Origin of the sequence: Fischerella major NIES-592 (assembly GCF_001904645.1) — a bacterium.
GTDB classification, from domain to species: domain Bacteria; phylum Cyanobacteriota; class Cyanobacteriia; order Cyanobacteriales; family Nostocaceae; genus Fischerella; species Fischerella thermalis.
The window spans coordinates 64,709-89,080 of record NZ_MRCA01000003.1; the positions used below are offsets into that span (position 1 = coordinate 64,709).

A 24,372-nucleotide genomic window follows, 5' to 3' on the forward strand; every position below is an offset into this window, starting at 1 on the left:
AGATACTCATACAAATGCTTCGCCCCTACTAACCACTAACTACTAACAACCAACAACCAACAATCAACAACTTAACTTTGATGTTAGGATCTTTTAGTTGCTGCTGTTGTCTGGCTGTTGATGAATAAACTATTGGATGAAGCGCTGTCTATTGATATTGCTGATCGCATCAAAAGCAAGGCTAAAAAACCGTTTGATAATGCTTACAAAGCTGCATTAGCGACGGAGGGGTCTATTTATGTCCAGGGATTTTTAGCTACCAAGGGTAAACCTTATCAGCCTATGGAATACGCTTGGATTGAGTTGAGCGATCGCATTGTCGATCCTACCTTGCCCCATCTTCATAAAAATGCAGAAGAGCTTTGGTATTTTGCGGCACAATCATTAACAGTAAAAAAACTGAAAGCAATTATTGAAGAGTCTCAAGAAGATTATCCGGAAGACGATCCACTGCCAGTTTATGGCGATGCACCTTATGAGTATTACGGTGACGTAATGTTAGGTGGCAAAGATTACTTACAAGCTTTTCAAGCAGCAGAAGCTAAGTGTAGAGAACTAAATAAGTCAATTGCTGAGAACAACTAGCTGTCCTCTAACTTGAAAATCAGACTTTGGCTAAAACTCAACGAGAGTATTTGGCTGAAGTCGTTGAATGGTGACAGCCAAAACTAAAATATTGATTGCGGGTTTAACTTGCAACTGGAACAGGCTCAAGATTAACTTGATAACCAAGCTTTTCTAAGAGCTTAACCAAGCGTTTCTTCACACTTTCCGGTCGTTGTTTGTCAAAATAATCAGCTCCTAAATCCTTTAATAAGTTTCTTGGCGAGAGATCAAATCATATGCGGTTACCAAAAGGACGAATTCGGATGGTAAACCGCTGTTTGCACTTCAGATCGTCGTGTGGCACGCTGGGGTACACTGAAGGCGATCGCAATTTATATTTACATCGGGATTTTATGGAGAATCGGCGTAGATGCAAAGTACTCAAAGCGATTTTAGCAACGAACCACAACCTCTCTAGCGAGTTTGATAGCGATCGCACCACCCACCAACACACCACCTAAGCTATCAAGGTCTAATAATGTATAAAGCTTTTATCAGCTTCTCCAAAATTTGAGTATTACTGGGGTTTTTTCTTTCTATTTTGGTAGTACAATTGTTCTAGTTAGTAAATTTATTTTCAAACTTTCACCAGCTTGAGTGTGATGGTGCGTATAGGCTCGCAGGGATAGCTATGCTGACAGCACCTGGTGCGATCGCCTTTAGTTAATAAAGGCGGTGGATTGGTTGCGCTTACTGGGAAGTTTTTACGAGGTTAATATTTATGATGACACAAGTGCAGAGCGCAATTGCAGAGCAAGTTGAGGAAAAAGTAATTGCTCTATCAAAGTTTGAGCAATATGCTGAGGAAAAAACAAAGGATTCTGACAGGGTTAGTGTCGAAAACTTTCAGATGCTTTCGCTTTCTGATGTAACCAAGACAATTTTACATCACGCCTTTTGGCTAGCCGACCAAAAACAGCAACTCTCACCTAAGGAGTACAGAAAGCTACTTATTGATCGAGGTTGGAAAGGTGAGGAAAAAAAGTATCTCAAGATTGCTGCGGTATTTGGTAAGTTTTCGCCCCAGGATTTAGCACACATTGAGCCATTGACCGTATATCAGCTAGCAAATAACCATAACAAGTACAAGCCAGTAATAGATGCTTTATTGGACATAACTGCAATCACCCAAGAGGCTGTACGTTCTTTAGTCAAACAGCGTCGTACTCCCAGACAACCAAAATCCCAAAAACCGAGTATTTGGCGACGGACAAAAAATGGTGGACGCTACTGCCAAATTCCTCCTATTCATTCTGAGTATGAACATACAGGCGTAACTCTGCAAAAGATGATGGATTCTGAAGGTTTGACTGCCCAACAAATAGTGGCAGAAGCCATAGCTTTGCGACAAGCATATAAAGAAGGAAGATTAGTGTTAGCACAAGGGAATGGGCAATAGGGAACAGGGAATATAGAGAAATCCCCATACTTTTGTTCCTTCTACCCTCTTCAGTTATTTGACGATCGCCAAAAACCCACGCGATCGCCAGCTTATTTTCTTTACATTTTTTAATTTTATTGTTACTATTCTTTACATAAATGCAATAATCCCATTTATTCATTAGGAATTATCCATGCGTACAAACGGTGCTATTGTTGACGACCAAGGTAAAATGAACAACTTTGCGATCGAGCCAAGGGTTTACGTAGATGAACAAGGCGATCGCACAGGGTTCACTCCCTATGCTGAATTGCTCAACGGTCGTTTGGCAATGATTGGCTTTGTGTCTCTAATTGCATTAGAAGTGTTCACAGGACACGGTGTGTTTGGTCTTTTTGCCAACCTGTAAATAATTAGGTTGTCTATATCACTGACGCTTTTTTAATTTATGTATAATTTATGTAGAGATGTAAAGTTTTTATATCTCTACATTTTTTTGCGGGTGTATCACCTCAAAATACTTAGTGTTTAAAAATTTTTGAACCACAAAGACACTAAGACACAAAGAGAAAGTATGTTTCACGTTTAAAGGAAATTGGTGTTACTCACTCTAGTGAAAACAATTTATGATGAGTAGTTTGAAATTTATTCGTCAGATGGAGTATCTGCAAAACTAAATAGGGTATGTTCTGCTTTGGATATGAAAGATTAAGATACCAAGTCATGAACAAAATACCCAAAGTTGACCGACAAAGAGAGCATCAGGCAAACGAGCGTACATTTCTGGCTTGGCTGAGAACATCGATCGCATTCATCGGTTTTGGTTTTGCTATTGCTAGGTTTGGTCTATTTTTGCGTCAGCTTAATTTTACCGTGACACAACAAGAGCCACCATCACACGCTTTTTTTAATTCCGAAAATTTAGGAATTGCTTTGGTAATTTTTGGGATTATGACTATTGCCTTTGCAGCATGGCGATACAACCAGGCTTACTGGCAAATAGAGAAAGGTGACTATCGACCGATGCGTTATATGGTTTGGGTGATAGCAGGAATAGTTATGCTGTTCGGATTTTTCAGTCTTCCTTTACTGATAATGCGGAATACAGTACCTCCTTCACAGAGGAAATTAACTCCGTCACAATCTCGAAATTGGCTTTAGAGGATGTCTGTTGAAGTTATGTTTTATTAAAAAGTACCTGTTGGCAGAAATGTAATCTTTTTTCTGTCTGAATAATCTAGGCATCCAAAATCGATACCAAAATCTTACTGGTGGAAGACGAGAGACAAATTTGATTTTTCTACTATAAACAAGGAGGCTGGCAATTCATAGTTGCGTTGGTTGCCAAAAAGCTGTATGCGAATATTACTGGTAGAAGACGATCCCGAACAATTAGAACCATTGGAGGGTGTGCTGTCGGAAGCTGGGTATATTGTAGATGGCGTTGAAGATGGAGAAACTGCACAGTGGTTATTGTCTAAAAAAGATTATGACTTGCTAATTTTGGACTGGATGTTGCCCACAATTAGCGGGTTAAGTCTTTGCCGTCAATATCGACTTCTTGGCAAAACTGCACCTGTGTTAATGCTCACTGCTAAGGATACGACACTGGATAAAGTCACAGGTTTAGATGCAGGAGCTGATGACTATCTTGTCAAACCTGCTGACTTGGTAGAACTATTAGCGCGGGTACGTGCTTTAGGGAGGCGTTCTCCCCAGTGGGTAGGAGACAGTCTCAGTGTTGCAGATTTACAATTACATCTAAGTAACTTAACTGTTGAACGCAATCAAGCCTGTGTGGAATTATCACCACGAGAAGCTCAATTGCTAGAGTACCTGATGCGTCACCGCAACCAAGTCTTAACCCGTGAGCAGATTGAAGAAGCATTGTGGGAATGGGGTACGGAACCAGAAAGTAATGCATTGACTGTACTTGTACGCAAGTTGCGGCATCGCTTACAGTTAGTTGGTGCAGCCGATTGGATTAAAACTGTCTATGGTATGGGTTATAGTTTGAAAGCACCAGATAACTTAAATGCTTATTAATTTTTGATCCGATAGCTTACGAACATTCTGGCATCTTCACGGGATAGTCCCAGTTCCTGAGTGATCATGGCTTTTACAGAGTTTAATTCTGTGACAGGAAACTCAAATTCTAATTTTTTAAGTATAGAGTTGGCGGTATTGACCTCAACTTTTGTAAGTCCCCGCTTTTTTTCTATTTCAGCTAGAATTCCTAGCACTTGAACCGCAGACTTCATTTGCATTTGTGTATCAGCTTGCAGAGTTTCTACTTCACCAGACACTCCTATTTCTTGAGCAATAATGGCTTTTAGAGAGTTTAATTCTGTAGCTGGAACTTTGAATATTAACTTTTTGAGTACAGAGTTTGCGGTCTGAAGTTCGACTTCGGTAAACTCCTGCTCTTTTTCAATTTCAACTTCGGTTACTAGCACCTTGGCAGCAAATTTTACCTTGGCTGTGTGTGTATCAGCTTGGAGCTTGTCTGGTGTAGTGTAGGAACGACTTAATAGCAGGTTTGTCAACGATTCACCACCAATTCCAAAAGCAACTAGGAGCAGTGGCAGAGGCAGTAAATATTCTAGTTTGGAAGAGTGCAGTTTTTGCAACAATTGGGACAAAGACATATAGGACCTCACCTTTATGGGTAGCATTGATGGTATTGACTACGCTGGAGGAAGAACAAGCAGCAGAAGAAGCGAGATATTTATTAACCAGAAGTCAGCAGGAAGCATCTCAATCATCGACTCGCGCCATAATAGAGATGATCACAACGATAATGGTGTACAAGTTTGAGCAATTGAGCCGAACAGAGGTAGAACAAATGTTAGGAATTACCCTGAAGGAAACACGAGTTTACCGGGAAATTAAGGAAGAAGGACGACAAGAAGGCCGACAGCAAGAGGCTGCTAATCTTGTAATTAGATTGCTAACTAAGCGGTTTGGAGAACTGTCGGGAGGAATGCGATCGCAAATCTTCAATTTACCCTTAACTGTTCTCGAAGATTTGAGTGAAGCACTGTTAGATTTTACCAGTTTGGCTGATTTGCAGTCTTGGTTAGAAGCGCTTCAAAGTTAAGCTGATGGCAACAAAGTTATGGGTGCGCACTTGTCAGCAGCAGAATTGGAAAAACTTGACCTAACTTCTCCGTTTTAACGGACTTGGGCTATGAGGGTTGAACTTCAGTTCAAGGCGCACTCAGGGCGAGTTGCAATTCCGGTGAGCTTACCAGGAATCTGACCGACGGAAGATATGGTGATGGGTTTAGCTTTTCTAGTCTAGGTAGTAAAATAAGATAATATGTATCGTCTTTAAACTCTTTTATAAACACGCTTTAATCTCAAGTTGGATTAATTGCTGATATTATTAAGCTTCGCTGTTGGTTATTGATTTTTCCCATTACCCTTCGGGTTCGCTACTTTGCCATCTAGTCATAAGCCAAGACGGCAAGTAGTCTCACCGATTACCAATTACCTATTATCAGCCCACGTGACAATATAAGTATTCAAGCGAACATGATATAAGAGGATTTTAGCGACATCTGCATAGTATAAGCCTCTCGCCTTAGTTTCATGTTTCATCGCAGTCGCAGCAATTTAGCTTTATGGTTTACCCTAACGATGGGGAGCATTTTGGTTGTTTTTGCGGGAGTTCTTTACTATCAAGCAGTCTTAGACGAACTAGAGGATCTTGATCGCTTACTTCACAAAAAATCTAAACTGATGACAGTGAACGCAAAGTACGATCCGCGTAAAAAACAGTTAGATCTAGAAAATGTGCCGCTTTTAGGGAGTAACGTGCCACCACAGGGTAGTGAATTTGTATATGCGCGTTGGTACGATACACAAGGGCAGTTGGTGCAATTTTTCGGTAAAACTCCAGAGGCGGAGGTTACAATAACCTCTGGTTTTCACACTCTTAAGACTACATTTTACTCCTCAGAAGGAGCGTCCACCGTGACTTGGCTCCGTGAGTTAACGCTACCCGTTTACCAGGATAATTTATTAATTGGTTATCTGCAAGTTGCCACACCACTGACATCTACTCAAAATAATCTAGCCCAGTTACGGCTGGTTTTGCTGTTGACAGTACCAGTAACATTGGGGGTTATCGGTTTAGCTGGTTGGTACTTGGGGGGAATAGCAATGCAACCCATTCGTGACAGCTACGATCAGCTACAACGCTTCACCGCTGATGCTTCCCATGAATTGCGATCGCCTTTGTCAGCTATTATTAGCAATGCCCAGTATGGCTTACTATCTAAATCTCATGATATAGAAGCACAGCGTCAGCGCTTTGGGAAGATTTTTGATGTCGCCAAGTCAATGAATACTTTGGTGAATAATCTGCTACTTCTAGCGCGTCATGCAGGTCGATTATCTTCTGAATCTTTGCAAAAAGTTGACTTAAAGAGTGAGCTTGTGCAGATAGCAGATGAATATACAACACAAGAGGCTGCAAAACATCTGAATCTAACTTATACTTTACCAACTGGCAGTGTGATTGTCCTGGGTGATGTCGGCTTGCTGCGTCAAGCAGTAGTTAATTTGCTCGATAATGCCTGCAAATATAGTCCTGCTGGAGGTCAAGTGCAACTGCGGCTATTCACCCAGTCAAATTGGGCTGTAATTGAAGTGATAGACAATGGTATTGGTATTCCGGAAGGTGATTTACCACATATTTTTGAGCGATTTTATCGGGTGGATAAAAAGCGATCGCGCAAAACTGGCGGATATGGCTTAGGGTTATCGATTGTCCAACAAATCGTCTCTGCACACGGTGGTCATATTAGTGTCAAAAGTGTAGTCGAGAAGGGATCAACTTTTCAAATAATTCTGCCACTCAAATAGCCACATTAGTTGATGTTGTCACTTTCTGTTCACATTTTTTGGCAATACTGAAGATAGCTAGAGAAAAAAGTTACTTACACTCCTTTAGACCTCTAGTTGTTGTGTGTAATGGGTTTGAAACCCATAGGTGTTTTGGCTAATAGGGCTATGGGGAAAGTAAAAAGTACAAAATCAAAAATCTTTTGATTTTTAGCTTTTGACTTTTTCTCTCCCCATTTATCTTCATACTGCCTGGGATTTGGGACAAAATCCCAAGCAATATTACTATGAATATCTTGAATGACAACCGGATTAAATATTTAAATAAACTGCAAATCAAAGAGGTGAATTTTTGATTCACTTTTTTATTTTTAGATGTAAATCCAAAAATTTAATATTGGGTATTTTGATTCAGGAGGAAAAGACATGAAATTGTTGTCTATTAATGAACTAAAAACTCTAGTAGAAAAACCAGATGGATATTGTGTCTCACTTTATATGCCTACTATTAAGTTAGGCGCAGAAACGCAACAAAACCCTATTCGATTTAAAAATTTGATGCGAGAAGCAGAGGAACAACTCATCAAAAGTGGTCTTCGCGCTCAAGATGCTAGAGATTTGCTGCAACCAGCACAGGAAATTGATAACTATGAATTTTGGCAACACCAAAGCGATGGACTAGCAATTTTTATATCTAAAAATGTGTTTAGTTATTACTGTTTACCACTTAATTTTGCAGAATTAGTAGTTGTTAATGACCGCTTCCACCTCAAGCCATTGCTATTTCTACTGACAGGAGATGGACAATTTTATATCCTAGCTCTCAGCCAAAATCAAGTGAGATTGTTTCAAGGTACACGCTATAGTGTGAACGAGATTGAGTTAGAAAACGTGCCTCAAAGTCTTGCCGAGGCACTGAAATATGATACTGCTGATAAACAGTTACAGTTCCATACTGGTACACCACAAGGAGGCGGTGGTGATCGCGCTGCAATATTTCATGGTCATGGTGCTGGTAATGAAGAGGAAAAAGATAAGATCCTGCGATACTTTCGTCAGGTGAATGAAGGACTGCAAGAACTGCTCAAGAATCAGCAAGCACCTTTAGTATTGGCTGGGGTGGAATATCTGTTTTCAATTTACAAAGAAGCGAATACCTATCCCCATTTGCTGGATGAAGGAGTTGCAGGTAATCCAGAGGATTTAAAACCAGAAGAGTTACACTCGTTAGCTTGGAAGATTGTCCAGCCTGAATTTGAGCGAGATCAACAAACAGCAGCTGAGCGCTATCAAGAATTAGCAGGTACAGGACAAACTAGTAACAATATTAACGAAATTGTTCCGATGGCTTACTACAAGCTAATTGATACTTTGTTTGTTGCGGTTGGGGTGCAGCAATGGGGATACTTTACTCCCGATGAGAATCAAGTTGAATTGCATCAACAAAAAGAAATCGGTGACGAGGACTTAATGGATTTTGCTGCCATTCATACTTTATTAAACGGTGGAACAGTTTATGCAGTTGAGCCGGAAGCAGTACCAGATAATACGCCGCTAGCTGCTGTGTTCCGCTACTAGCTAATTTCATGTCGCTGTAAATCTTGATTAAGGAGGTGTCCTTTGACTGAAAATCCACCTTCCTCTTCACGACAACCCAGTGTGTCTCGAGAAGAACTTGTGGAGTTAGTGCGATCGCAACTCGAAGCACTGCTGCAACAACAAAACTTCCAGGGAGCGAAAGCCCTATTAGTACCTGTACAACCTGCGGATATCGCCCAAGCGATCGAGGGTTTGCCAAAAGCTATGCAGGCTATAGCTTTTCGCTTACTTTCCAAACAAGAGGCTATTGAAGTCTATGAATATCTCGACTCCAGTATCCAGCAGTCCTTGATTGCAGAGCTCAGACAACAAGAAGTTCTCGAGATAGTAGATAAGATGTCGCCGGATGATCGAGCGCGACTATTTGACGAGTTACCGGCTGTTGTTGTTGAAAGGCTATTACAACAACTCAGTCCAGCTGAACGCGAAGCTACTGCCCTAATTTTAGGCTACAAAGAGGGTACTGCTGGGCGGATCATGACTACAGAGTATCTTTCTGTAAAGGAAGATTTAACAGTCAGCCAAGCGATCGAGCGGGTTCGCGTTTTAGCTAGTGCTACTGAAATTATCTACTATCTTTACGTGACTGACAGAGAACGCCGCCTCACGGGAACTCTTTCCTTTAGAGATTTAGTGATTGCTCAGCCTGAACAAAGACTGGGTGAAATTATGACTCGTGATGTGGTATTCGTTTACACAGACACAGACCAAGAAGAAGTAGCGCAAATTATCCAACGCTATGACTTAGTAGCTGTACCCGTAGTAGATACAGAACAGCGTCTAGTTGGTATCGTAACTGTGGATGATGTGCTGGATGTCTTAGAGCAAGAAACCACAGAAGATATTTACAAACTAGGTGCGGTGGAAGCTGGAGGTGATAATTATTTTCAGACGAACGTGTTGACAGCAGCTCGGAAACGCGTTGTCTGGCTATTTGTTCTCTTGATTGCTAATACTGGTACTACTGCTGTTATCAGCGCTCAGGAGAATGTTTTAGAACAAGTTGTTGCCTTAGCTGCTTTTATCCCCTTATTGATTGACGCTGGTGGAAATGTGGGAGCGCAATCTTCCACGGTGGTAATTCGAGGTTTGAATCTCAGGGAAGTTGGCGTCAAAAAAGCTTTGCAAGTAGTGACGCGAGAAACAATCACAGGGGCGCTGTTGGGGGCGATCTTAGGGATTGCAGTGATTTTTTGGGCTTACTTCTTGGAAGGCAGTTTGCCAATCGCAATTACTGTAGGAACAAGTCTGCTCACTATCACTATCTTAGCAGCGGTGTCAGGTTCTGGCTTACCTTTTTTATTTGGTGCGATCGGTTTAGATCCAGCCTTAATGTCAGCCCCGTTTATTACCTCTATTGTAGATGTTTTGGGAGTTTTTATTTATCTCATGCTAGCAAGAGCCATTTTACAACTATAAAGAAGCTGCTATAGATTCCGTAGAATTATTTAGTTGGTATTTCCCATTACCAATTACCAATTACCAATTACCGACTTCATAGATATGATAAATCCTCAAACGTACATGATATGACTCAGTTTTTAAAAGATAATTTTCGCAACTTGCATTTCTCAAGGTTGCACTGTCTGCGCTGATTGATTAAATAAGAATGACCGCGATTTTTCGACGTCAAGTGTTTGATTTTTAAATGCTTCTGCTTTTTCGTAGGCGCGGACTGTGGCTGGACGTGCTTGAATTGTTTCAAACCAACGCTTGAGGTGAGGAAAATCCTCTAATTTCTGCCCTTGGCGTTCGTAGGGAACAATCCAGGGATAGGCGGCGATATCAGCAATTGAATAATTGTCACCAGCGACAAAGGAGCGATCGCTCAGCCGTTTATTCAGCACAGCGTATAATCTTGCTGTTTCATTTACATAACGATTGATGGCGTAGGGAATTTTTTCTGGTGCGTATTGGCTGAAGTGGTGATTTTGACCAGCCATTGGCCCCAATCCTGCCATCTGCCAGAATAACCATTGTAGGACTTCAACGCGATCGCGCACATTAGTGGGAAGCAATTTCCCAGTTTTTTCTGCCAGATACAACAGAATTGCCCCAGACTCAAAAACTGAAATTGGCTCACCACCATCAACAGGTTCGCGGTCAATAATCGCAGGTATACGATTGTTGGGTGAAATCTTGAGAAATTCTGGTTTAAACTGATCGCCTGCACCAATGTTTACAGGAATAATTGTGTAAGGAAGTTCGACTTCCTCCAAGAACATGGTAATTTTGTGACCGTTGGGTGTTGTCCAATAGTAAAGCTCTATCATGAATTTTCCTCCGATTCGGTTGTGCTTTCGTTGCTCAATAATTGACCAGAAAACTGGGATACAAGCCTCGCCCCTAGAAGGGGACTTTTTCTTGATTTTTAGCTTTCTAATTAATTCTCTAAGTACCTCAGACTTTGTTCTTTAAGGTTAGATCCTGCTCAAACAGCGTTGACTGTGACTCCACTACCAGCAGTCATTTCTGCTAAACCACGAAAAATGGCTAGTTGGGCTGTTTTGGTTATGCCATAGTGAACCATTTCCACTGGAATTTGGATTGCAGATTCACTTGAGATAAAAATTATACGTCACAATTTTGGCTCAGCATCTGTTGCATTAGCGAAGGTGGACAAATAGCCCACCCTACTGACAACCTAGATTACAGATACTGTGCTAAAGTTTTAGCTAGAGTTGTTTTTGGCACGGCGCCCACTACCGTATCGACTTGGCGACCGCCTTTAAATACCATGAGCGTGGGAATGCTACGAATCCCATAATGGCTGGCAACTGTGGGATTCTGATCTGTATTCAGTTTCACCACTTTCACCTGCCCCACATATTCAGCAGCCACTTCATCTACCACGGGAGCCACCATGCGACAAGGACCACACCAAGGTGCCCAAAAGTCCACTAATACGGGCATCTCGCTTTCTAGGACTTCTTGTTTGAATGTGGCTTCTGTCACATTAGTAATGGATGACATTCTTGCCCTCCTATTTAATTCGTTTATTCGATAAAATCGAATAAATAAAATATAATCTAATTTAGGCGATTGTGCAAGTATGAGATTTCTGTTTCACCCAGAACAAAAACATATATCATTAGCGGGAGTGTTGTATGCCTTAGGCGATCCTGTGCGCTTAGAGATTGTGCGGCAGTTAGCGACTAAAGGAGAGCAATGTTGTGCTGACTTTGATTTTGCGATCGCCAAGTCTACCATGTCCAATCATTTTAAAATTTTAAGAGAGTCTGGCGTAGTCTGGACTCGTAAAGAGGGAACACAACACATAAATTCACTCAGGCGAGAAGATTTAGAACAATTGTTTCCGGGATTATTGGATGTCGTGTTGCGCTCAGCACAACCATTACTGAGTCAAGAATCGATGTTGAAGAGTCGTTAGACGACTCTGGCTCCCAATTCACCGCTTTTAGTAGCGCTGATGCAGGCGGCAGCAAGTCTGCCTTTTTTTTTGCTGGCATTACCAGCCGGAGCGATCGCTGATGTAGTTGATCGCCGTAAACTGTTGTTATTGACACAGAGTGTCATGCTAGTAGTAGCGGTGCTATTAGGAGTATTGACTCTGGCACAAGTAATTAATCCTTGGATTCTCTTGGGGTTGACTTTTGCCTTGAGTGTCGGTAGTTCGATGAATATGGTTCAGATAAGACCATGATCTCTTTTAGAGACACTTCAAACAGCGCGTCTCTACAGGTCGATTTTTTGTACTAAAAATCCTTAACTGAACCGTATTGTGCAATAGCCCCCAAAATAGGATTCTCAACCAGAAACTACAAACAAGTCTAAGATTATTCTGGAATATTGGGCAATTTTACTGAATTATTCCCATAATACAACTTAAATTTGTTTGGAAGTTTATAGCCGTGAAGCTTTGCCCCAAGATTGGGCAATGACGCCTGTGCTAACTAAACTGTATTGTTCTTCAACCCCCACCAACAATAGTGACTACTTCCAAGCGATCGCCCTGCTGTATTTTTGTTTCCTGCCAATACTGACGGTGTAAAATTTCACCATTGTACTCTACTGCCACCAACCGAGGATTGAACCCTAACTGTTGAAGTAATTCGGGTAGAAGAGTTTGAGGCAAGCAGCTACGAGGTTCACCATTGATCTGGATAGTAATTTGATTCGACATAGGAATGATCAGGATCTGGTTGAATACGATTCAGCTGCGATAAAAAATATTGCGTCACTAAAGTAGGTTGTTCGGCTTGCATGATTCCACGCACCACTGCTACACGCTTTGCCCCAGCATCAATCACGTCATTGATGTTGTTGGGGTCAATACCGCCAATAGCAAACCAAGGGATGGAGCAATTTTTAGCGACGTAACTAACATATTCTAAACCAGCAGCAGGCTTACCTTCTTTTGTAGGAGTTTCATAAACAGGCCCTACACCTATATAATCTGCTCCTTCTTTAATTGCCCGTTGCATTTCATCAGCATTTGTGGTAGAGCGACCAATTATGCGGTGAGGCCCCAGCCATTGTCGAGCCACAGCAATGGGCATATCTTGCTGTCCTAGGTGTACCCCATCTGCATCAACTGCCAAAGCTATATCTACCCGATCATTGATGATAAAAATGGCGTTGTAGTTGTGACATAACTGCCGTAATTTTTGAGCTTGTTGGAGGCGAACAGCATCATCAACGTTTTTATCGCGGTACTGTACTAGGGTTAATCCTCCCTTGAGAGCAGCTTCGACTATTTCTAGTAGTTTATCAGTGGGGGAGGTAACAAGATACAAATGCGATCGCAGCAGTAACTGATGCCGTTGATAACCCATCAAATTACTCTCTAGGGTGTACACTCGGTAACGCATCTGCTTTAAAGCTTTTCCCATATTTGGGTTATAAAGCTTGCCATATTCTTCTAGTACCCGCATAGCTTCTTGTACTCGACAGAAGTTAGCTTGCAGCAAAGATTTGATACTCGTGCGTTGTTCTTCCTGGGGATGAGTTAACTCAGTACCAGGATCGCCCAGTGTATCCCGTGCTGACCGTAAATCAGCAGTATGCCAGCTTGCTAATTCTTGCCGCATTCCCTTGCATTCCCCAGTTAACTGGGCATTATTCAAGCCAAAGCGACACCATTCCTCAATAATTCGCAAGCCTTCACGCGCACGGTCTAAATTCGCATCTAAAATGCGGTAAATAACCAGATTTCTTTGCTCTCTTTGGCTGTATGGCTCGACCATTACAACAATCCCATTAGTGTTTAGATCGTAACAGTCAGTCCGTTTCATAGTTGCAATAATTTTTTCATGTCTATTGTTGATTTATTAAAGATTTGAGATTCGAGATAAAGAATTAGAAAGTAGGAATTATAAAATATTTTTACTACAACCTCTACCCCCCAAGTAAGGGGGATCGGGGATCGAGCATTGGGTATAAGACAAATTATCAATATTACCTTTCCCCATTCCCTGTTGCTCCTAATCCCCACGATCATAGGGAGTGGGGCCCCCGAGTTGCCCATTACTAATTACCAATTACCAATTCAATATATGAGTGATATCATCGACATTTTTGCAATTTAGAGAGTATAAAAATTGCTAGTTGGTTGTAAGGAGTGCAGAAAAGGTGATTTACCCCCCCATTGTTTCTAAGCCTTGTCAGGATGACATTCTACCAGACAATAAGATTACTCAAAAACAAAAATCACATCCGTACTTGGAGGTGACAATATTTTTGATATACCGTTCCGCGAGTTTATTGTTTAACGCTGCTGGTATGGGAGTAGCAAGTTTGATGCTTTTGAACTGCTACTTTGATACAGCTATTGCTCAGACACCCAGCCAGACAACAATTTCTCAGGTGAAGGCATTGTTTGTCAATCCTATTACTGGAGATGACAAGCAGGGAAATGGGGGTGAAAGCACTCCTTTCAAAACGATTACCCAGGCTTTACGGGTTGCTACTCCCAACACTGTAATTAAGCTTGCTAAAGGGACTTATAGCACCGCAACTGGAGAAATATTCCCCTTGATACTCAAGCCTGGTGTTTCCCTTCAAGGTAATGGCAGTAGCAAAGGCCGTGGCATTATCATTAGTGGAGGTGATGATTACCTGAGCCGGAATTTTGGTAGTAAAAATGTCGCTGTTGTCAGTGCAAAAGGAGCAACACTAACAGGGGTAACGGTGACAAACTCCAACCCAGGGGGTTACGGTCTATGGATTGAATCTAGTAATTTTACAGTTACAGAAAATACATTCACTGGTAATACTCAAGATGGAGTTACGGTAATTGGCAACACTGCACCAATAATCCGCAACAATTTCTTTTATCGCAACAGTGCCAATGGCATTACAGTTACTGATGCCTCTCGTGCAGAAATACGAGATAATGTATTTCAGGAAACAGGCTTTGGCATTAATATTGCTCAAAAAGCCCAACCTGTGGTAGTGAACAATCAAATTACCAACAATAGAAGCGGGATCATTGTGCAAGCTTCTTCTCGTCCCATTTTACGGAAGAACGTAATTGAGGGTAATAGAGAAGATGGGTTGGTAGTACTAGGGCAAGCACAACCAGATTTAGGTAACACTTCCGAAGCCGGTGGTAATCAGTTTCGTAATAATGCCCGTTATGATATCAATGCCAGTGCTGTTAAGCAGATAATAGCTGCCTACGGAAACGTTATTGCTGGCGATCGCATTGTTGGTACCGTCAACACTGGCGGTACAATAGCTACGACTGAAAACTCATCATCTGCTGCGATCGCCAAAAATAGCACCCAGCAAACACAAGTCACTCAGGAAATCACCTTTTCTGCTCCCAGTGTCTCTACTAATACCATTACCTCCGCAGGGAAGTTACCCCCTCCCCCGGCTGCTGTATCTTCTAGTACTAACAATGCTGCAAAACCATTAAATACCCAACTGTTGCCATTACAACCAGCAAATACTACTTCTAAAGTTGTGGTAACTGTTACCCAGCCAAAACAGCCCGCACGACCAGTCACTTCTGGAGTAGTGACAAATTCTCCTAAACCAAAACCACTTCCCTTAAGAAATGCTGCGGGATTTCCGATTCCTAGTAGCTTGACACCTAAACAAACAGTCGCAGGTTGGCAACAACAAGCGACTACACCACAAGTAAATTATGTACAGATGGCAACGCCTACAATCGAATTTGTTGCACCCCAACCCCAATCCCCCATCAATCCAGTCACACCCACACCAGTAACAACGGCAACAAATCAAATCCAAACATTGCCAGTACTGCAACCACCACCTACGAGCAGTAATATTTCTGTTGGTAATCAACCACCAGTATCTGAAAATTCTACAACTACAGCTTATGCTGGTGGCGCGCTCGGTATGCGTTACCGGGTGATAACAGAAGTACAAACTCAAAAAGATCAGGAGTTAGTTAGATTTCTGGCACCTGGTGCTTTTCCTACTTTCTGGCAGGGTAGAGCAGTCATGCAAGCAGGAGTGTTTAGCAACCGCCATAACGCTGAGCAAATGTTAACTATTCTTAACAATAATGGTTTGAGAACTATGATCGAGCCAATTGGATACTAGTCATACAATGTATATAATGTCCGCTTGAACACTTACTATTATCCGTCGGGGTCGGTAATTGGTAATGGGTAATGGGTAATTGGTGATCATGAGTTATTTTTTCACCATGCCCAATGCTCAACGTCCAAGCTTTATATCATAAGCAATTAGTCGGACATGATATCAGTGGTAAGTGGTCAATGGTTATTGACCATTGCCTCAGTATTGGACTGTTTAATATTAATTTAATAATTGCTTCTTTTCCCTTGATTCCGCCTTTTTCCCATCTTTCCATTGCCTCTATTTTCAGTTGAGTGTAGAAAATAGTGTCAAAATTGATGGTCAACTAGTTGCATATTTCCACTGTAGCTTGAGATGATAGATAAAATTCATCGTAAAAAAGCTAACTGTAACATGTTTTTCCTAGTACTTTAGTGAGACACACTAGTGTGTTAATCCTTTCACGAACACCTCTTGCAACAAAGATAACCACCTAGACTCTCAACAGCAACATGGATACTTGCAATAGGACGACTTTTAATGAGACCAACCTTTACGAGCCAGATGATACACAACAGGAGGAATTGTGCAGCATCCCGAATCTACTCACCCTAACTTTTACAGAGAATGATCCCGGGAAGATTGATATGAATTCTCCAGAAACTCAAACGGCTGCGAACAAACCTAAGTCACAGATACAACAAGAAATTTCCCAGCAAACAACCTTAATTCAAAGAGTTGTTGTACCCAGAGCAGATTTTATCAAACAAAATCCTCACCAACCTGCTGATTTATCAGTATTTCCCATCCAACACTACCCTCTTGGTGAATCTATTGCATCAACAACAGAGTCTACCCAAGAATACCCAACCTACAAAGGAGTGAAGCAGGAGAAATTGCTGGATACAATTTCTTATATATTTTTGGATGATGAAAACCTGGAGGAGATTGAACACTACACTCGAGAATCCCAGACAAATTCATTAAACCCCAGACCACACACAAAAGTCTCTAGTCAGTCATCAGGTGTAGGCTTAAGTTCCAAGGTAGGACTAGCTTCAATGATGTTTGCTGGAGGGTTCGCTGTTGGAGGAATTTCCTCTTGGGTTGTTTTATCAGATCAATTTGCCTCAGCTAATACTAAGTTGCAGAAAACAGTACAGAAGTATGCCAATCTTAACCCTGCATACAGTACTAACGCCTTAGAGAAAATTAACATCAGTACACCAGAAATTGATCTTCCAGAGACAAGCTTTACAGCTGTTGAACCATCCGAGGATATCGAATCGCAGGTTACTTCACAACCAGCAAAGAACCAAGCTAGTCGAAATCAAGTAAAACCGCTACTATCCAAATCGGTCAAACCAGAAGCGAAAACTAATTCGCAACTAACAAATAACCAGGTTAGCTTGAATCAAGTTGAACCGCCACTGCCGACATCTATCGACTTGGAGATTACTTCACAACCAGCCAAGAAACAACCTACTTTGAATCAAACTGAATCCCCACTTCCCAACTCTCAGGTATTGGCTGCAACATCAAAGCCACTCTTTCAGCAGCGATTGCTTACCTCAGCAGATCTTAAGGGATTGAGTGCGCAGGAATTAACGCTCATGCGCAATGAAATCTATGCCCGTCATGGTCGTCGATTTAAAGAGCAAAAGCTACAGCGTTACTTTGAGAGTCAAAGTTGGTATAAACCTCGTTATGCACCAGGAGAGTTTCCTGACTCTGTTCTTTCCCAAATAGAGTTGAAGAATGCCATTATGATACGTGAGTACCAGCGTATTCATGGCATGACGCTAAACCCATAAATACCTTAAACTACCTTAGTTTGAAGGGCGACTTCAACCAGGGTGTTTTTCTGTCGCCCCTGCCATCCGATTTTAGATTTTGAATTATTAATATAAGTAAATTATTAAAAAGATAATAGGTAATGTGTAATTGGTCATAGGAGAAATAAATAATCAACGACCAATAACCAATAACAAAGCATAATATCGTAAGTAATTAGCCAAACTATTATACATAATTAATAATTTTCTATCTTCCTATTCCCTATAGCCTCTTATCTTCATATTAGCTTGTTATTAGACATCGCTTTCAGTTTTGAGGTAAATGACAAAGAGCGATCGCTTGTTTGGGGGGTAAATTGTTCGATGGGAGAATGATTGACAGCAGCCGGGAGAAGCTGTCGTTGTGGTTTGGGAGTATGAGTAGTGGGAAGATGGGGAGAAATTTCTTCGTGTTTCTCGATCTTGGTGTCTCTGTGTCTTTGTGTTTCCACTTCCTCTTTTTTCTCTTCATCGGCACGAGGAGTATGGTAAGCAGAAAATTGAGGCCACGTTGACACTGAAGTTAAACTTTCGGGGAATTTGCTACAAATTAGGCGCTCAAATTCCATATTGAAATGAAAAACAGCCTGTCCCCGCCGCTGCCAAAGTGTTAAGATTTGCTGTACTGATATCGCTTTGTAACGCCCCTGATAGAGGGCTTCAATCACTGCTATATGTAACCAACTATCAGAGTATTGCTGTTGCCAACGATTAACCAACTCACTGGCTTGATAACCACTGAGATCAAAACTGTAATGAATCAATAAGGCTATTGCCAAGTCGGCAGATGTTCCCAAACTTGGTGTAAATGGTGGGATTTCATTTTGAGGCAATAGGGCTAAATTTTGCTCCCGTTGCATATAGCTAGCTTTTTGCTACTGTTTGTTAGATAGTTGAAGTAAATTTATTTGTTTTGAAGATTATTAATGGTGAGTGGATAGTGGTGAGTGGATAGTGGATAGTGGTGAACAACCAACAACTAACAACCAACTACTAACTACTAACAATCCCCATAACTATTTTTCTTTATATTTAGCAATAAAAGAATGTCTTTTATTCTACTCGTTACCAACTGCAAAAGGGGAAACAATATAGGGTGAATTAATTTTTGGAGATCGCCCGATCGCGACTAATGCTTGATATACCATTGCTGCTACTTCTGCTCGTGTTGCTTCTCGCGTTGGTGCAATTTTTTTAGTATCTGGGTAATTGACGATAATTTTTTGTACAGTTGCTGTGGCGACTGCTGTACGGGCATAGTCAGAAATAGTGTTGTGATCGCTAAAGCTAGATAATACATCAGTATTGGCTGCTGGTAGGCTCAGTCCATTCACCAAAGAAACGATTACTTGTAGTCGTTGCACATTGTGTTGGGGGCGGAAGGTGCGATCATTAAAACCAGCGACAAAACCGCCTTGTGCTGCTTGTTGGATGGACTTGTATGCCCAAAAATCCTTGGGTACATCAGTAAATTCTGGTGCTGGGCGTTTAGCAATAGGATTAAATGCAGCTGCTACTAAAGCAGCATACTGGGCGCGAGTCATTGCTTGATCTGGTTTATAGCTACCATCAGCAAAACCACGAGTTAAATTCATGCTGACTAATGCCCGAATAAATCCTTCTGCCCAGTGTCCTCTCAGATCGGTGAATGAGGCAATATCCGCATCGGGATTGACAATGTAAGGAGAAATTATTGGTTTTTGCTTACCGCTAGTCACCAATGCTTGATAAATTAATGCTGCTACCTCGGCGCGCGTGATATCCCGCAAAGGCTCGAGTATTTCGGTTTGCGGATAATTCACCACTAGTAGTTTTTGGGTAGCAATTGCCATAGCATCAATGGCATAACTGGGTATTTGAGCGCGATCGCGATACACGGTTAACACATTTGGATTACCACCACTTAGTTGTAACCCATTTACTATCGATACTATTGCTTGAATTTTTGTTAAGTTTTGTCCTGGTCGAAATGTACCATCTGGGAATCCGCTTATAAACCCCATACTAGCAGCCCTTTCTATGGCTGCGGCTGCCCAGAAATCGGATTTTATATCCGTAAATTTACTGATTTTATTTTTCAGAGGTAGCTCAAAAGTCTTAGCAATCATCGCTGCATACTGAGCGCGGGTGATGGGGGCTTCTGGTTTAAACGTACCATCAGCAAAGCCGCTAATTAAGCCTTTACTGAGTAAAGCTTCTACAAAAGCAACTGCCCAATGCCCTGTCATATCGGCAAAACTCGTGTTCACAGATATTGGTTTGGCAGTGTCTTCAACAGTTGCACTCAGTTCTACCAAACCCTTGATCCCCACGGGGTTTAATAGATTTCCCGCTGAAACTAATTTTGCTGATGTAGCATTTTGCACATCAAAGCCAGAATTGCTGCGAAAAATATTACCAGCAGGATCTTGAGTGCTACCCAAATCGGGAATGGCGTTACCGTTTACTAACAAACCGCCTTGGGAATTTTTTTCGATGACATTCTGTCGCAGTACTGGACGTGCATCTCGAGATAGAGCGATCGCAGTTCGATTTTCTGATATCTTGTTATGTGTAATTAAAGGAGCAGCAAAGTCACTGACAGCAATGCCGATGGCATTTTTTTGAACTACATTCCGCAGCACTTCTCCTTTACTATTACGCGCCATTACCAGTCCAGAAGCACCATTTTCGGTAAATAGGTTATCGAGAATTGCTGGCTTGGCTGTACCACTGACAAATAAACCTTCTCGCCCACAGTTGACTAAAGTACTATTGGCTAAAGTTGGTGCGCCGTATTCAATCCAGATACCTGTGCCTTTGGTGATCGAGTTTGTCACAGTCACACCCATGAGACTGGCATCATCTAGTAGCAGCAGTGTGATGTTTTGCAGCCCAAAACTTTCGCTTTGATATTCTCCGCTTCCAGAAATAATAATGCCTTGTCCTTTTGTTGCTTCGTTACCCACTACCATGACTCCAGCTGGGATGATGAGGGGAAAAATCTCACCATTGGCAGTGTTGTAGTTACCCGGTGCCAGTTGAATAATCATTCCTGCTTTGGATGTTTTTAAGGCACGGGTAAGGGTTTTATATGGAACTAAGCGTGACCCAGCATTAGCATCATTCCCCGTTATGGGGTTAACAAAAAGTGTAGCAACCAGGGTAGAGCTGACCATTGATTGTGATGATTAGGCGAATGTTTAAATTATGACTATCAAAAGTAACTCTACAGCTGCTTGATGACAAGAAGTTCAGCATCTGCGATCAATTGAAGGTATTGAGCAACTTAGCTAGGTATCATTAGTGTGATCGCATATCTATTGTGGAAAATCCATTTTACTCTTTACCATTGCTGTTACAGTTTGGGTAGCTAGTGCGCTATCCTCAGCGTCCCTCTGCGTTTAAAAACACTACTAATTTACGCAAAGCCTACAAACTATAGAAATTGACAAGCGATCGCCTACACCACATAATAATAATACGTGCGATCGCTCTCTCATCACAAACCCATCACTAATCGATAATGCGCTTCAATTTGGGCAACGGTTTGAGACTGACGCTGAGTATCCCATTGACTATGATTAAATAATTCTTGTCGCAAATTATCAACATCAATAGTCCTAACTTTGCCATCAGCAACAATTTGTTTACCATTTACCCACACATCACTAACTACATTGCTAGGGCGTCCTAAAACTAACAAACCAATTGGGTCTGTACGTGGTAGTAGTGATAAATTGGTGAGGTCATAAAGTACTAAATCAGCTTTTTTCCCAACGCTAAGAGAACCAAGTTTGTCTTGTGTATTCAATCCCTTTGCACCGCCCAAAGATGCCATTTCTACTGCTTGGCGGGGTGTAATCCAGTGTTGATAATCTAAATCTGTGACGTTATGTAAAATAGAACCAATTTTGATCGCTTCTAGTAAGTCTTGGGAATCATTACTAGATGCACCATCACAACCAAAAGTCACGTTTACCCCTGCTTGCCGATATTTTAAAATCGGGGCAATACCACTACCCAAACGCAAGTTACTTAGGGGGTTATGGACAACAGTAGATTGAGTGTCAGCGAGGATGGCAATGTCATTGTCACTGAGGTGGACGCAGTGTGCTAAAGTTGTGCGATCGTCTAAAAAACCAATGCGCTTTAGGTGTGCAACAGCAGTACAACCGTATTTTTCTTGAGCAAGTTTTTCCTGCGCTTTAGTTTCTAGTAAATGGGAGTGACGACAAAGATTGTACTTTTCGCTTAACTGTCTACATCCATCAAATAAGGCATCAGAACACAGTTGAATACCAGTCGGGGCTACAAGAATATTAACACCCTCTTCTGGACGATGAAACTGTTTTACCGCTTCTTCGATAATTTCTAATGTTGCCTGAGTTGAGCGAAAATAAGGTTCATGGGTTTGTTGGGTTTCCCCGGATGGAATCCCAGCAGTAATCGATTCATCTTGAATTAAAGGCGCAACAAAGGCACGAATACCAACTTCTTTGTAAGCACGAACTGCTGTGGCGATCGTTTCTAGTTCTTTACCAGGTATTAATACTAAATGATCTACGACACTTGTGCCACCAGAAAGTAGAGTTTCTACTGCTGTTCCCAAGGCACTAAGGTAAACTTTTTCTGGATCGAGAGGTGCGAAATCGTAGAGTTCTGCTAGCCATAATTCTAGAGGTAGCATAGACATAATCCCCCGTTGCCACATTTCCGATGAATGGGTATGGGCGTTGAAGAAACCTGGTAATAAAAGTTTATTTTCACCGTTAATGGGGGTTCCCACCACTTCTAGCTGGGGTGCGATCGCAGTGATGTTTTCCTCAACAACTTGCACATCAACGGTAGTGTAACCATCCTCGACAGGAATTAAAGCATTCTCAATAGTAAAGTTCATTAATGTTTAACCTTAATTAAGTAATCAAACTCAAGAAGCTAATTTCAAGTTACAAAGTAAACAATGATGTTGGATGTTGCTTTTATGGATCTGCCTCTTCGGAAATTAGGAGTTGCACCAAACGCTTGGGCAGTAAATCAGGTGATCGCAGATATCACTCGTCCTCCCCTTAACCCACAACCCGTTATCTTAACAACAGAAACCAAAAGTCTGCGCCTTGATTTAGCAAAAGCCGCCATCCTCGTCATCGACATGCAAAATGATTTTTGTCACCCTCATGGTTGGCTAGCACACATTGGTGTAGATGTCACCCCAGCACGTCAACCAATCAAACCTTTACAAAATCTCCTACCAACACTGCGGACGATTGGAGTTCCTATAGTATGGGTAAATTGGGGAAATCGTCCTGACTTACTCAATATTAGTGCAAGCGTACATCACGTCTACAACCCTACAGGTGAAGGTGTGGGATTAGGCGATCCACTCCCTAGCAACGGTGCTAAGGTACTCATGAAAGGTAGTTGGGCAGCCGCAGTGGTGGATGAGCTTGAGCAATTACCCGCAGACATTTGTATCGATAAGTACCGAATGAGTGGTTTTTGGGATACTCCTTTAGATAGTATTCTGAGGAACTTGGGTAGAACGACACTATTTTTTACTGGTGTCAATGCTGACCAATGTGTCATGGCCACTCTACAAGATGCCAACTTTTTAGGATACGACTGCATACTTATTAAAGATTGTACAGCTACAACTTCTCCTGAATATTGTTGGTTGGCAACACTATATAACGTCAAGCAGTGTTTCGGTTTTGTCACAGATTCAAAAGAAATTTTAAAAGCAATGAGTTGATTGTTGTTAGTTGTTAGTTGTTTAGAAGAACAATCAACAATCAACAATCAACAAAAAAGGACAAAAATATATGATTAATTGCTGTGTAATTCCTGTTGTCAAATCACCCAAAGATTACCAAGTTTATCGCATTAGCCCCCAGGATACAAATCGTTTAGCGATCGTATTTGATCCAGCGATCGCTAATACTTCTTTGACTTGTTGTGTGGAAATTTTTGATGTTGGTGGTAAAACTCCGCCAAACCGTCATCAATTTGCTGTAGAGATGTTTTTTGTTCTCAAGGGGGAGGGTAGGGCGACTTGTGATGGTAAAAGTGTTGCAATTAAAGCTGGGGATAGTTTGTTAGTACCTCCTAATGGTACTCACGTGATTGAGAATACGGGTTCGGGACGTTTATATACGTTGACTGTTATGGTTCCCAATGAAGATTTTGCCGAACTCATTCGCAGTGGTACGCCTGTGGAATTTGACGCGGAAGATATGGCTGTACTTGGTAGGTTTGATGCTTTTATTTCAAATTGAAGATATTATTATCAGTGTGTATCGGTGTGCATCTGTGTTCGATTTTTCCACGAGATTGTAACTAGGTTGTGTAGGTGAGTGATGAACGAACACCGATGAACACGGATGAACACGGATGAAAACCATCCGTGTTTGGATTTATCGCACAATCCGTTTAATTTCGACTTTGGGATTACCGAAATTTATCAGTAAACAGACTTTTAGTCGAGAGGCTTTTAAGTAACTCATACATTGAGCAAAGTTACCATCATCCAAGTTTTTCACCGCTTTGAGTTCTACTAGTACGCACTCTTCTACTATTAAGTCAACAAAATACTCTCCAACTACA

At 41.5% G+C, this 24,372-nt stretch carries 25 protein-coding genes and 1 pseudogene; 17 read left to right on the plus strand and 9 right to left on the minus strand.

Annotated elements, in window-relative coordinates:
- Positions 1-120: 120 nt before the first annotated feature.
- The 6 genes from NIES592_RS07505 to rppA all read left to right on the plus strand — a co-directional run bounded on the left by NIES592_RS07505 (position 121) and on the right by rppA (position 4,033).
- Positions 121-585, plus strand: a complete 465-nt coding sequence (locus tag NIES592_RS07505) for a hypothetical protein (RefSeq protein WP_009456322.1) — start codon at positions 121-123, stop codon at positions 583-585.
- 257 nt (positions 586-842) lie between these two features.
- On the plus strand, positions 843-1,067 hold the full coding sequence (locus NIES592_RS07510) for a hypothetical protein (RefSeq protein ID WP_256678078.1): 225 nt from the start codon (positions 843-845) through the stop codon (positions 1,065-1,067).
- Between the two features lie 260 nt (positions 1,068-1,327).
- Positions 1,328-2,005, plus strand: coding sequence for a hypothetical protein (locus NIES592_RS07515; protein WP_073555355.1), 678 nt, complete (start codon positions 1,328-1,330; stop codon positions 2,003-2,005).
- A gap of 175 nt (positions 2,006-2,180) precedes the next feature.
- Entirely contained in the window at positions 2,181-2,396 is a 216-nt protein-coding gene (locus tag NIES592_RS07520) for a chlorophyll a/b-binding protein (RefSeq protein WP_009456324.1), read from the plus strand.
- Positions 2,397-2,710: 314 nt separating this feature from the next.
- On the plus strand, positions 2,711-3,148 hold the full coding sequence (locus NIES592_RS07525; protein WP_062250497.1) for a YidH family protein: 438 nt from the start codon (positions 2,711-2,713) through the stop codon (positions 3,146-3,148).
- Positions 3,149-3,343: 195 nt separating this feature from the next.
- Positions 3,344-4,033 carry a two-component system response regulator RppA gene (gene rppA / locus NIES592_RS07530; RefSeq protein WP_073555356.1) on the plus strand — a complete coding sequence of 230 codons (690 nt, stop codon included), beginning with the start codon at positions 3,344-3,346 and terminating at the stop codon, positions 4,031-4,033.
- Here the strand turns inward: rppA and NIES592_RS07535 are convergent.
- Entirely contained in the window at positions 4,030-4,635 is a 606-nt protein-coding gene (locus NIES592_RS07535; protein WP_073555357.1) for a hypothetical protein, read from the minus strand. The genes rppA and NIES592_RS07535 overlap by 4 nt on opposite strands.
- Positions 4,636-4,637: 2 nt before the next feature.
- Between NIES592_RS07535 and NIES592_RS07540 the strand changes: the two are divergent.
- The 4 genes and pseudogenes from NIES592_RS07540 to mgtE form a co-directional block, all read left to right on the plus strand.
- Positions 4,638-5,087, plus strand: a pseudogene (locus tag NIES592_RS07540) (DUF4351 domain-containing protein); the annotation flags it as partial.
- A gap of 494 nt (positions 5,088-5,581) precedes the next feature.
- Positions 5,582-6,859 (plus strand): sensor histidine kinase, encoded by a 1,278-nt coding sequence (locus NIES592_RS07545; RefSeq protein ID WP_073555358.1) that lies wholly within the window; start codon positions 5,582-5,584, stop codon positions 6,857-6,859.
- A 405-nt stretch (positions 6,860-7,264) separates the two neighbouring features.
- Entirely contained in the window at positions 7,265-8,416 is a 1,152-nt protein-coding gene (locus tag NIES592_RS07550; RefSeq protein WP_073555359.1) for a baeRF7 domain-containing protein, read from the plus strand.
- Positions 8,417-8,458: 42 nt separating this feature from the next.
- Positions 8,459-9,856 (plus strand): magnesium transporter, encoded by a 1,398-nt coding sequence (mgtE, locus tag NIES592_RS07555; RefSeq protein WP_062246042.1) that lies wholly within the window; start codon positions 8,459-8,461, stop codon positions 9,854-9,856.
- Positions 9,857-10,008: 152 nt separating this feature from the next.
- Here the strand turns inward: mgtE and NIES592_RS07560 are convergent, their stop codons facing one another.
- Positions 10,009-10,710, minus strand: coding sequence for a glutathione binding-like protein (locus tag NIES592_RS07560; RefSeq protein WP_073555360.1), 702 nt, complete (start codon positions 10,708-10,710; stop codon positions 10,009-10,011).
- A 376-nt stretch (positions 10,711-11,086) separates the two neighbouring features.
- Positions 11,087-11,410, minus strand: a complete 324-nt coding sequence (gene trxA / locus NIES592_RS07570) for a thioredoxin (protein WP_016865963.1) — start codon at positions 11,408-11,410, stop codon at positions 11,087-11,089.
- Positions 11,411-11,489: 79 nt separating this feature from the next.
- On the opposite strand from trxA, the gene NIES592_RS07575 reads away from it, so the two are divergent.
- Both NIES592_RS07575 and NIES592_RS07580 read left to right on the plus strand, forming a co-directional pair.
- On the plus strand, positions 11,490-11,828 hold the full coding sequence (locus NIES592_RS07575; protein WP_009456333.1) for an ArsR/SmtB family transcription factor: 339 nt from the start codon (positions 11,490-11,492) through the stop codon (positions 11,826-11,828).
- A gap of 6 nt (positions 11,829-11,834) precedes the next feature.
- On the plus strand, positions 11,835-12,101 hold the full coding sequence (locus NIES592_RS07580) for an MFS transporter (protein ID WP_256678097.1): 267 nt from the start codon (positions 11,835-11,837) through the stop codon (positions 12,099-12,101).
- A gap of 267 nt (positions 12,102-12,368) precedes the next feature.
- On the opposite strand, the gene thiS is transcribed toward NIES592_RS07580, so the two are convergent.
- Complete coding sequence (thiS, locus tag NIES592_RS07585; RefSeq protein ID WP_009456336.1) at positions 12,369-12,581, minus strand: sulfur carrier protein ThiS; 213 nt, start codon at positions 12,579-12,581, stop codon at positions 12,369-12,371.
- The gene (locus NIES592_RS07590; RefSeq protein WP_073555361.1) at positions 12,547-13,692 is read right to left on the minus strand and encodes a thiamine phosphate synthase; all 1,146 of its coding nucleotides are present in this window, start codon (positions 13,690-13,692) and stop codon (positions 12,547-12,549) included. The genes thiS and NIES592_RS07590 overlap by 35 nt, the downstream gene beginning before the upstream one ends.
- A gap of 439 nt (positions 13,693-14,131) precedes the next feature.
- Here NIES592_RS07590 and NIES592_RS07600 point away from each other — a divergent pair, with 439 nt between their 5' ends.
- The 3 genes from NIES592_RS07600 to NIES592_RS07605 all read left to right on the plus strand — a co-directional run bounded on the left by NIES592_RS07600 (position 14,132) and on the right by NIES592_RS07605 (position 17,769).
- Positions 14,132-15,976: a DUF1565 domain-containing protein gene (locus NIES592_RS07600; protein WP_443134929.1), complete on the plus strand. Its 1,845-nt coding sequence runs from the start codon at positions 14,132-14,134 to the stop codon at positions 15,974-15,976.
- 113 nt (positions 15,977-16,089) lie between these two features.
- Complete coding sequence (locus NIES592_RS24420) at positions 16,090-16,269, plus strand: hypothetical protein (protein WP_143168346.1); 180 nt, start codon at positions 16,090-16,092, stop codon at positions 16,267-16,269.
- Positions 16,270-16,602: 333 nt separating this feature from the next.
- Positions 16,603-17,769: a YARHG domain-containing protein gene (locus NIES592_RS07605; RefSeq protein ID WP_143168347.1), complete on the plus strand. Its 1,167-nt coding sequence runs from the start codon at positions 16,603-16,605 to the stop codon at positions 17,767-17,769.
- A 260-nt stretch (positions 17,770-18,029) separates the two neighbouring features.
- On the opposite strand, the gene NIES592_RS07610 is transcribed toward NIES592_RS07605, so the two are convergent.
- The 3 genes from NIES592_RS07610 to NIES592_RS07620 form a co-directional block, all read right to left on the minus strand.
- Entirely contained in the window at positions 18,030-18,650 is a 621-nt protein-coding gene (locus NIES592_RS07610; protein WP_073555364.1) for a hypothetical protein, read from the minus strand.
- 198 nt (positions 18,651-18,848) lie between these two features.
- Positions 18,849-20,948: an S-layer homology domain-containing protein gene (locus tag NIES592_RS07615; RefSeq protein ID WP_073555365.1), complete on the minus strand. Its 2,100-nt coding sequence runs from the start codon at positions 20,946-20,948 to the stop codon at positions 18,849-18,851.
- A gap of 323 nt (positions 20,949-21,271) precedes the next feature.
- Positions 21,272-22,669 carry an amidohydrolase gene (locus NIES592_RS07620; RefSeq protein WP_073555366.1) on the minus strand — a complete coding sequence of 466 codons (1,398 nt, stop codon included), beginning with the start codon at positions 22,667-22,669 and terminating at the stop codon, positions 21,272-21,274.
- Positions 22,670-22,753: 84 nt separating this feature from the next.
- Between NIES592_RS07620 and NIES592_RS07625 the strand changes: the two genes are divergently transcribed.
- On the plus strand, positions 22,754-23,521 hold the full coding sequence (locus NIES592_RS07625; protein WP_073555577.1) for a cysteine hydrolase family protein: 768 nt from the start codon (positions 22,754-22,756) through the stop codon (positions 23,519-23,521).
- A 70-nt stretch (positions 23,522-23,591) separates the two neighbouring features.
- Positions 23,592-24,044: a cupin domain-containing protein gene (locus tag NIES592_RS07630; RefSeq protein WP_009456344.1), complete on the plus strand. Its 453-nt coding sequence runs from the start codon at positions 23,592-23,594 to the stop codon at positions 24,042-24,044.
- Between the two features lie 138 nt (positions 24,045-24,182).
- On the opposite strand, the gene NIES592_RS07635 is transcribed toward NIES592_RS07630, so the two are convergent.
- Positions 24,183-24,372, minus strand: a 190-nt coding sequence (locus NIES592_RS07635; protein WP_218600592.1) for a GxxExxY protein, incomplete at its 5' end; no start/stop codon positions are given.

What these genes read in the sequence shown, in the direction of transcription:
- NIES592_RS07535 (WP_073555357.1), bottom strand. Translation starts at nt 4,635, where the DNA reads ATGTCTTTGTCCCAATTGTTGCAAAAACTGCACTCTTCCAAACTAGAA.
- NIES592_RS24420 (WP_143168346.1), top strand. Translation starts at nt 16,090, where the DNA reads ATGCTCAACGTCCAAGCTTTATATCATAAGCAATTAGTCGGACATGAT.
- NIES592_RS07590 (WP_073555361.1), bottom strand. Translation starts at nt 13,692, where the DNA reads ATGAAACGGACTGACTGTTACGATCTAAACACTAATGGGATTGTTGTA.
- NIES592_RS07575 (WP_009456333.1), top strand. Translation starts at nt 11,490, where the DNA reads ATGAGATTTCTGTTTCACCCAGAACAAAAACATATATCATTAGCGGGA.
- NIES592_RS07560 (WP_073555360.1), bottom strand. Translation starts at nt 10,710, where the DNA reads ATGATAGAGCTTTACTATTGGACAACACCCAACGGTCACAAAATTACC.
- NIES592_RS07625 (WP_073555577.1), top strand. Translation starts at nt 22,754, where the DNA reads ATGGATCTGCCTCTTCGGAAATTAGGAGTTGCACCAAACGCTTGGGCA.
- NIES592_RS07620 (WP_073555366.1), bottom strand. Translation starts at nt 22,669, where the DNA reads ATGAACTTTACTATTGAGAATGCTTTAATTCCTGTCGAGGATGGTTAC.
- NIES592_RS07610 (WP_073555364.1), bottom strand. Translation starts at nt 18,650, where the DNA reads ATGCAACGGGAGCAAAATTTAGCCCTATTGCCTCAAAATGAAATCCCA.
- thiS (WP_009456336.1), bottom strand. Translation starts at nt 12,581, where the DNA reads ATGTCGAATCAAATTACTATCCAGATCAATGGTGAACCTCGTAGCTGC.
- NIES592_RS07510 (WP_256678078.1), top strand. Translation starts at nt 843, where the DNA reads ATGCGGTTACCAAAAGGACGAATTCGGATGGTAAACCGCTGTTTGCAC.
- NIES592_RS07525 (WP_062250497.1), top strand. Translation starts at nt 2,711, where the DNA reads ATGAACAAAATACCCAAAGTTGACCGACAAAGAGAGCATCAGGCAAAC.
- NIES592_RS07630 (WP_009456344.1), top strand. Translation starts at nt 23,592, where the DNA reads ATGATTAATTGCTGTGTAATTCCTGTTGTCAAATCACCCAAAGATTAC.
- NIES592_RS07515 (WP_073555355.1), top strand. Translation starts at nt 1,328, where the DNA reads ATGATGACACAAGTGCAGAGCGCAATTGCAGAGCAAGTTGAGGAAAAA.
- rppA (WP_073555356.1), top strand. Translation starts at nt 3,344, where the DNA reads ATGCGAATATTACTGGTAGAAGACGATCCCGAACAATTAGAACCATTG.
- NIES592_RS07605 (WP_143168347.1), top strand. Translation starts at nt 16,603, where the DNA reads ATGAATTCTCCAGAAACTCAAACGGCTGCGAACAAACCTAAGTCACAG.
- NIES592_RS07505 (WP_009456322.1), top strand. Translation starts at nt 121, where the DNA reads ATGAATAAACTATTGGATGAAGCGCTGTCTATTGATATTGCTGATCGC.
- NIES592_RS07550 (WP_073555359.1), top strand. Translation starts at nt 7,265, where the DNA reads ATGAAATTGTTGTCTATTAATGAACTAAAAACTCTAGTAGAAAAACCA.
- NIES592_RS07520 (WP_009456324.1), top strand. Translation starts at nt 2,181, where the DNA reads ATGCGTACAAACGGTGCTATTGTTGACGACCAAGGTAAAATGAACAAC.
- NIES592_RS07615 (WP_073555365.1), bottom strand. Translation starts at nt 20,948, where the DNA reads ATGGTCAGCTCTACCCTGGTTGCTACACTTTTTGTTAACCCCATAACG.
- trxA (WP_016865963.1), bottom strand. Translation starts at nt 11,410, where the DNA reads ATGTCATCCATTACTAATGTGACAGAAGCCACATTCAAACAAGAAGTC.
- NIES592_RS07545 (WP_073555358.1), top strand. Translation starts at nt 5,582, where the DNA reads ATGTTTCATCGCAGTCGCAGCAATTTAGCTTTATGGTTTACCCTAACG.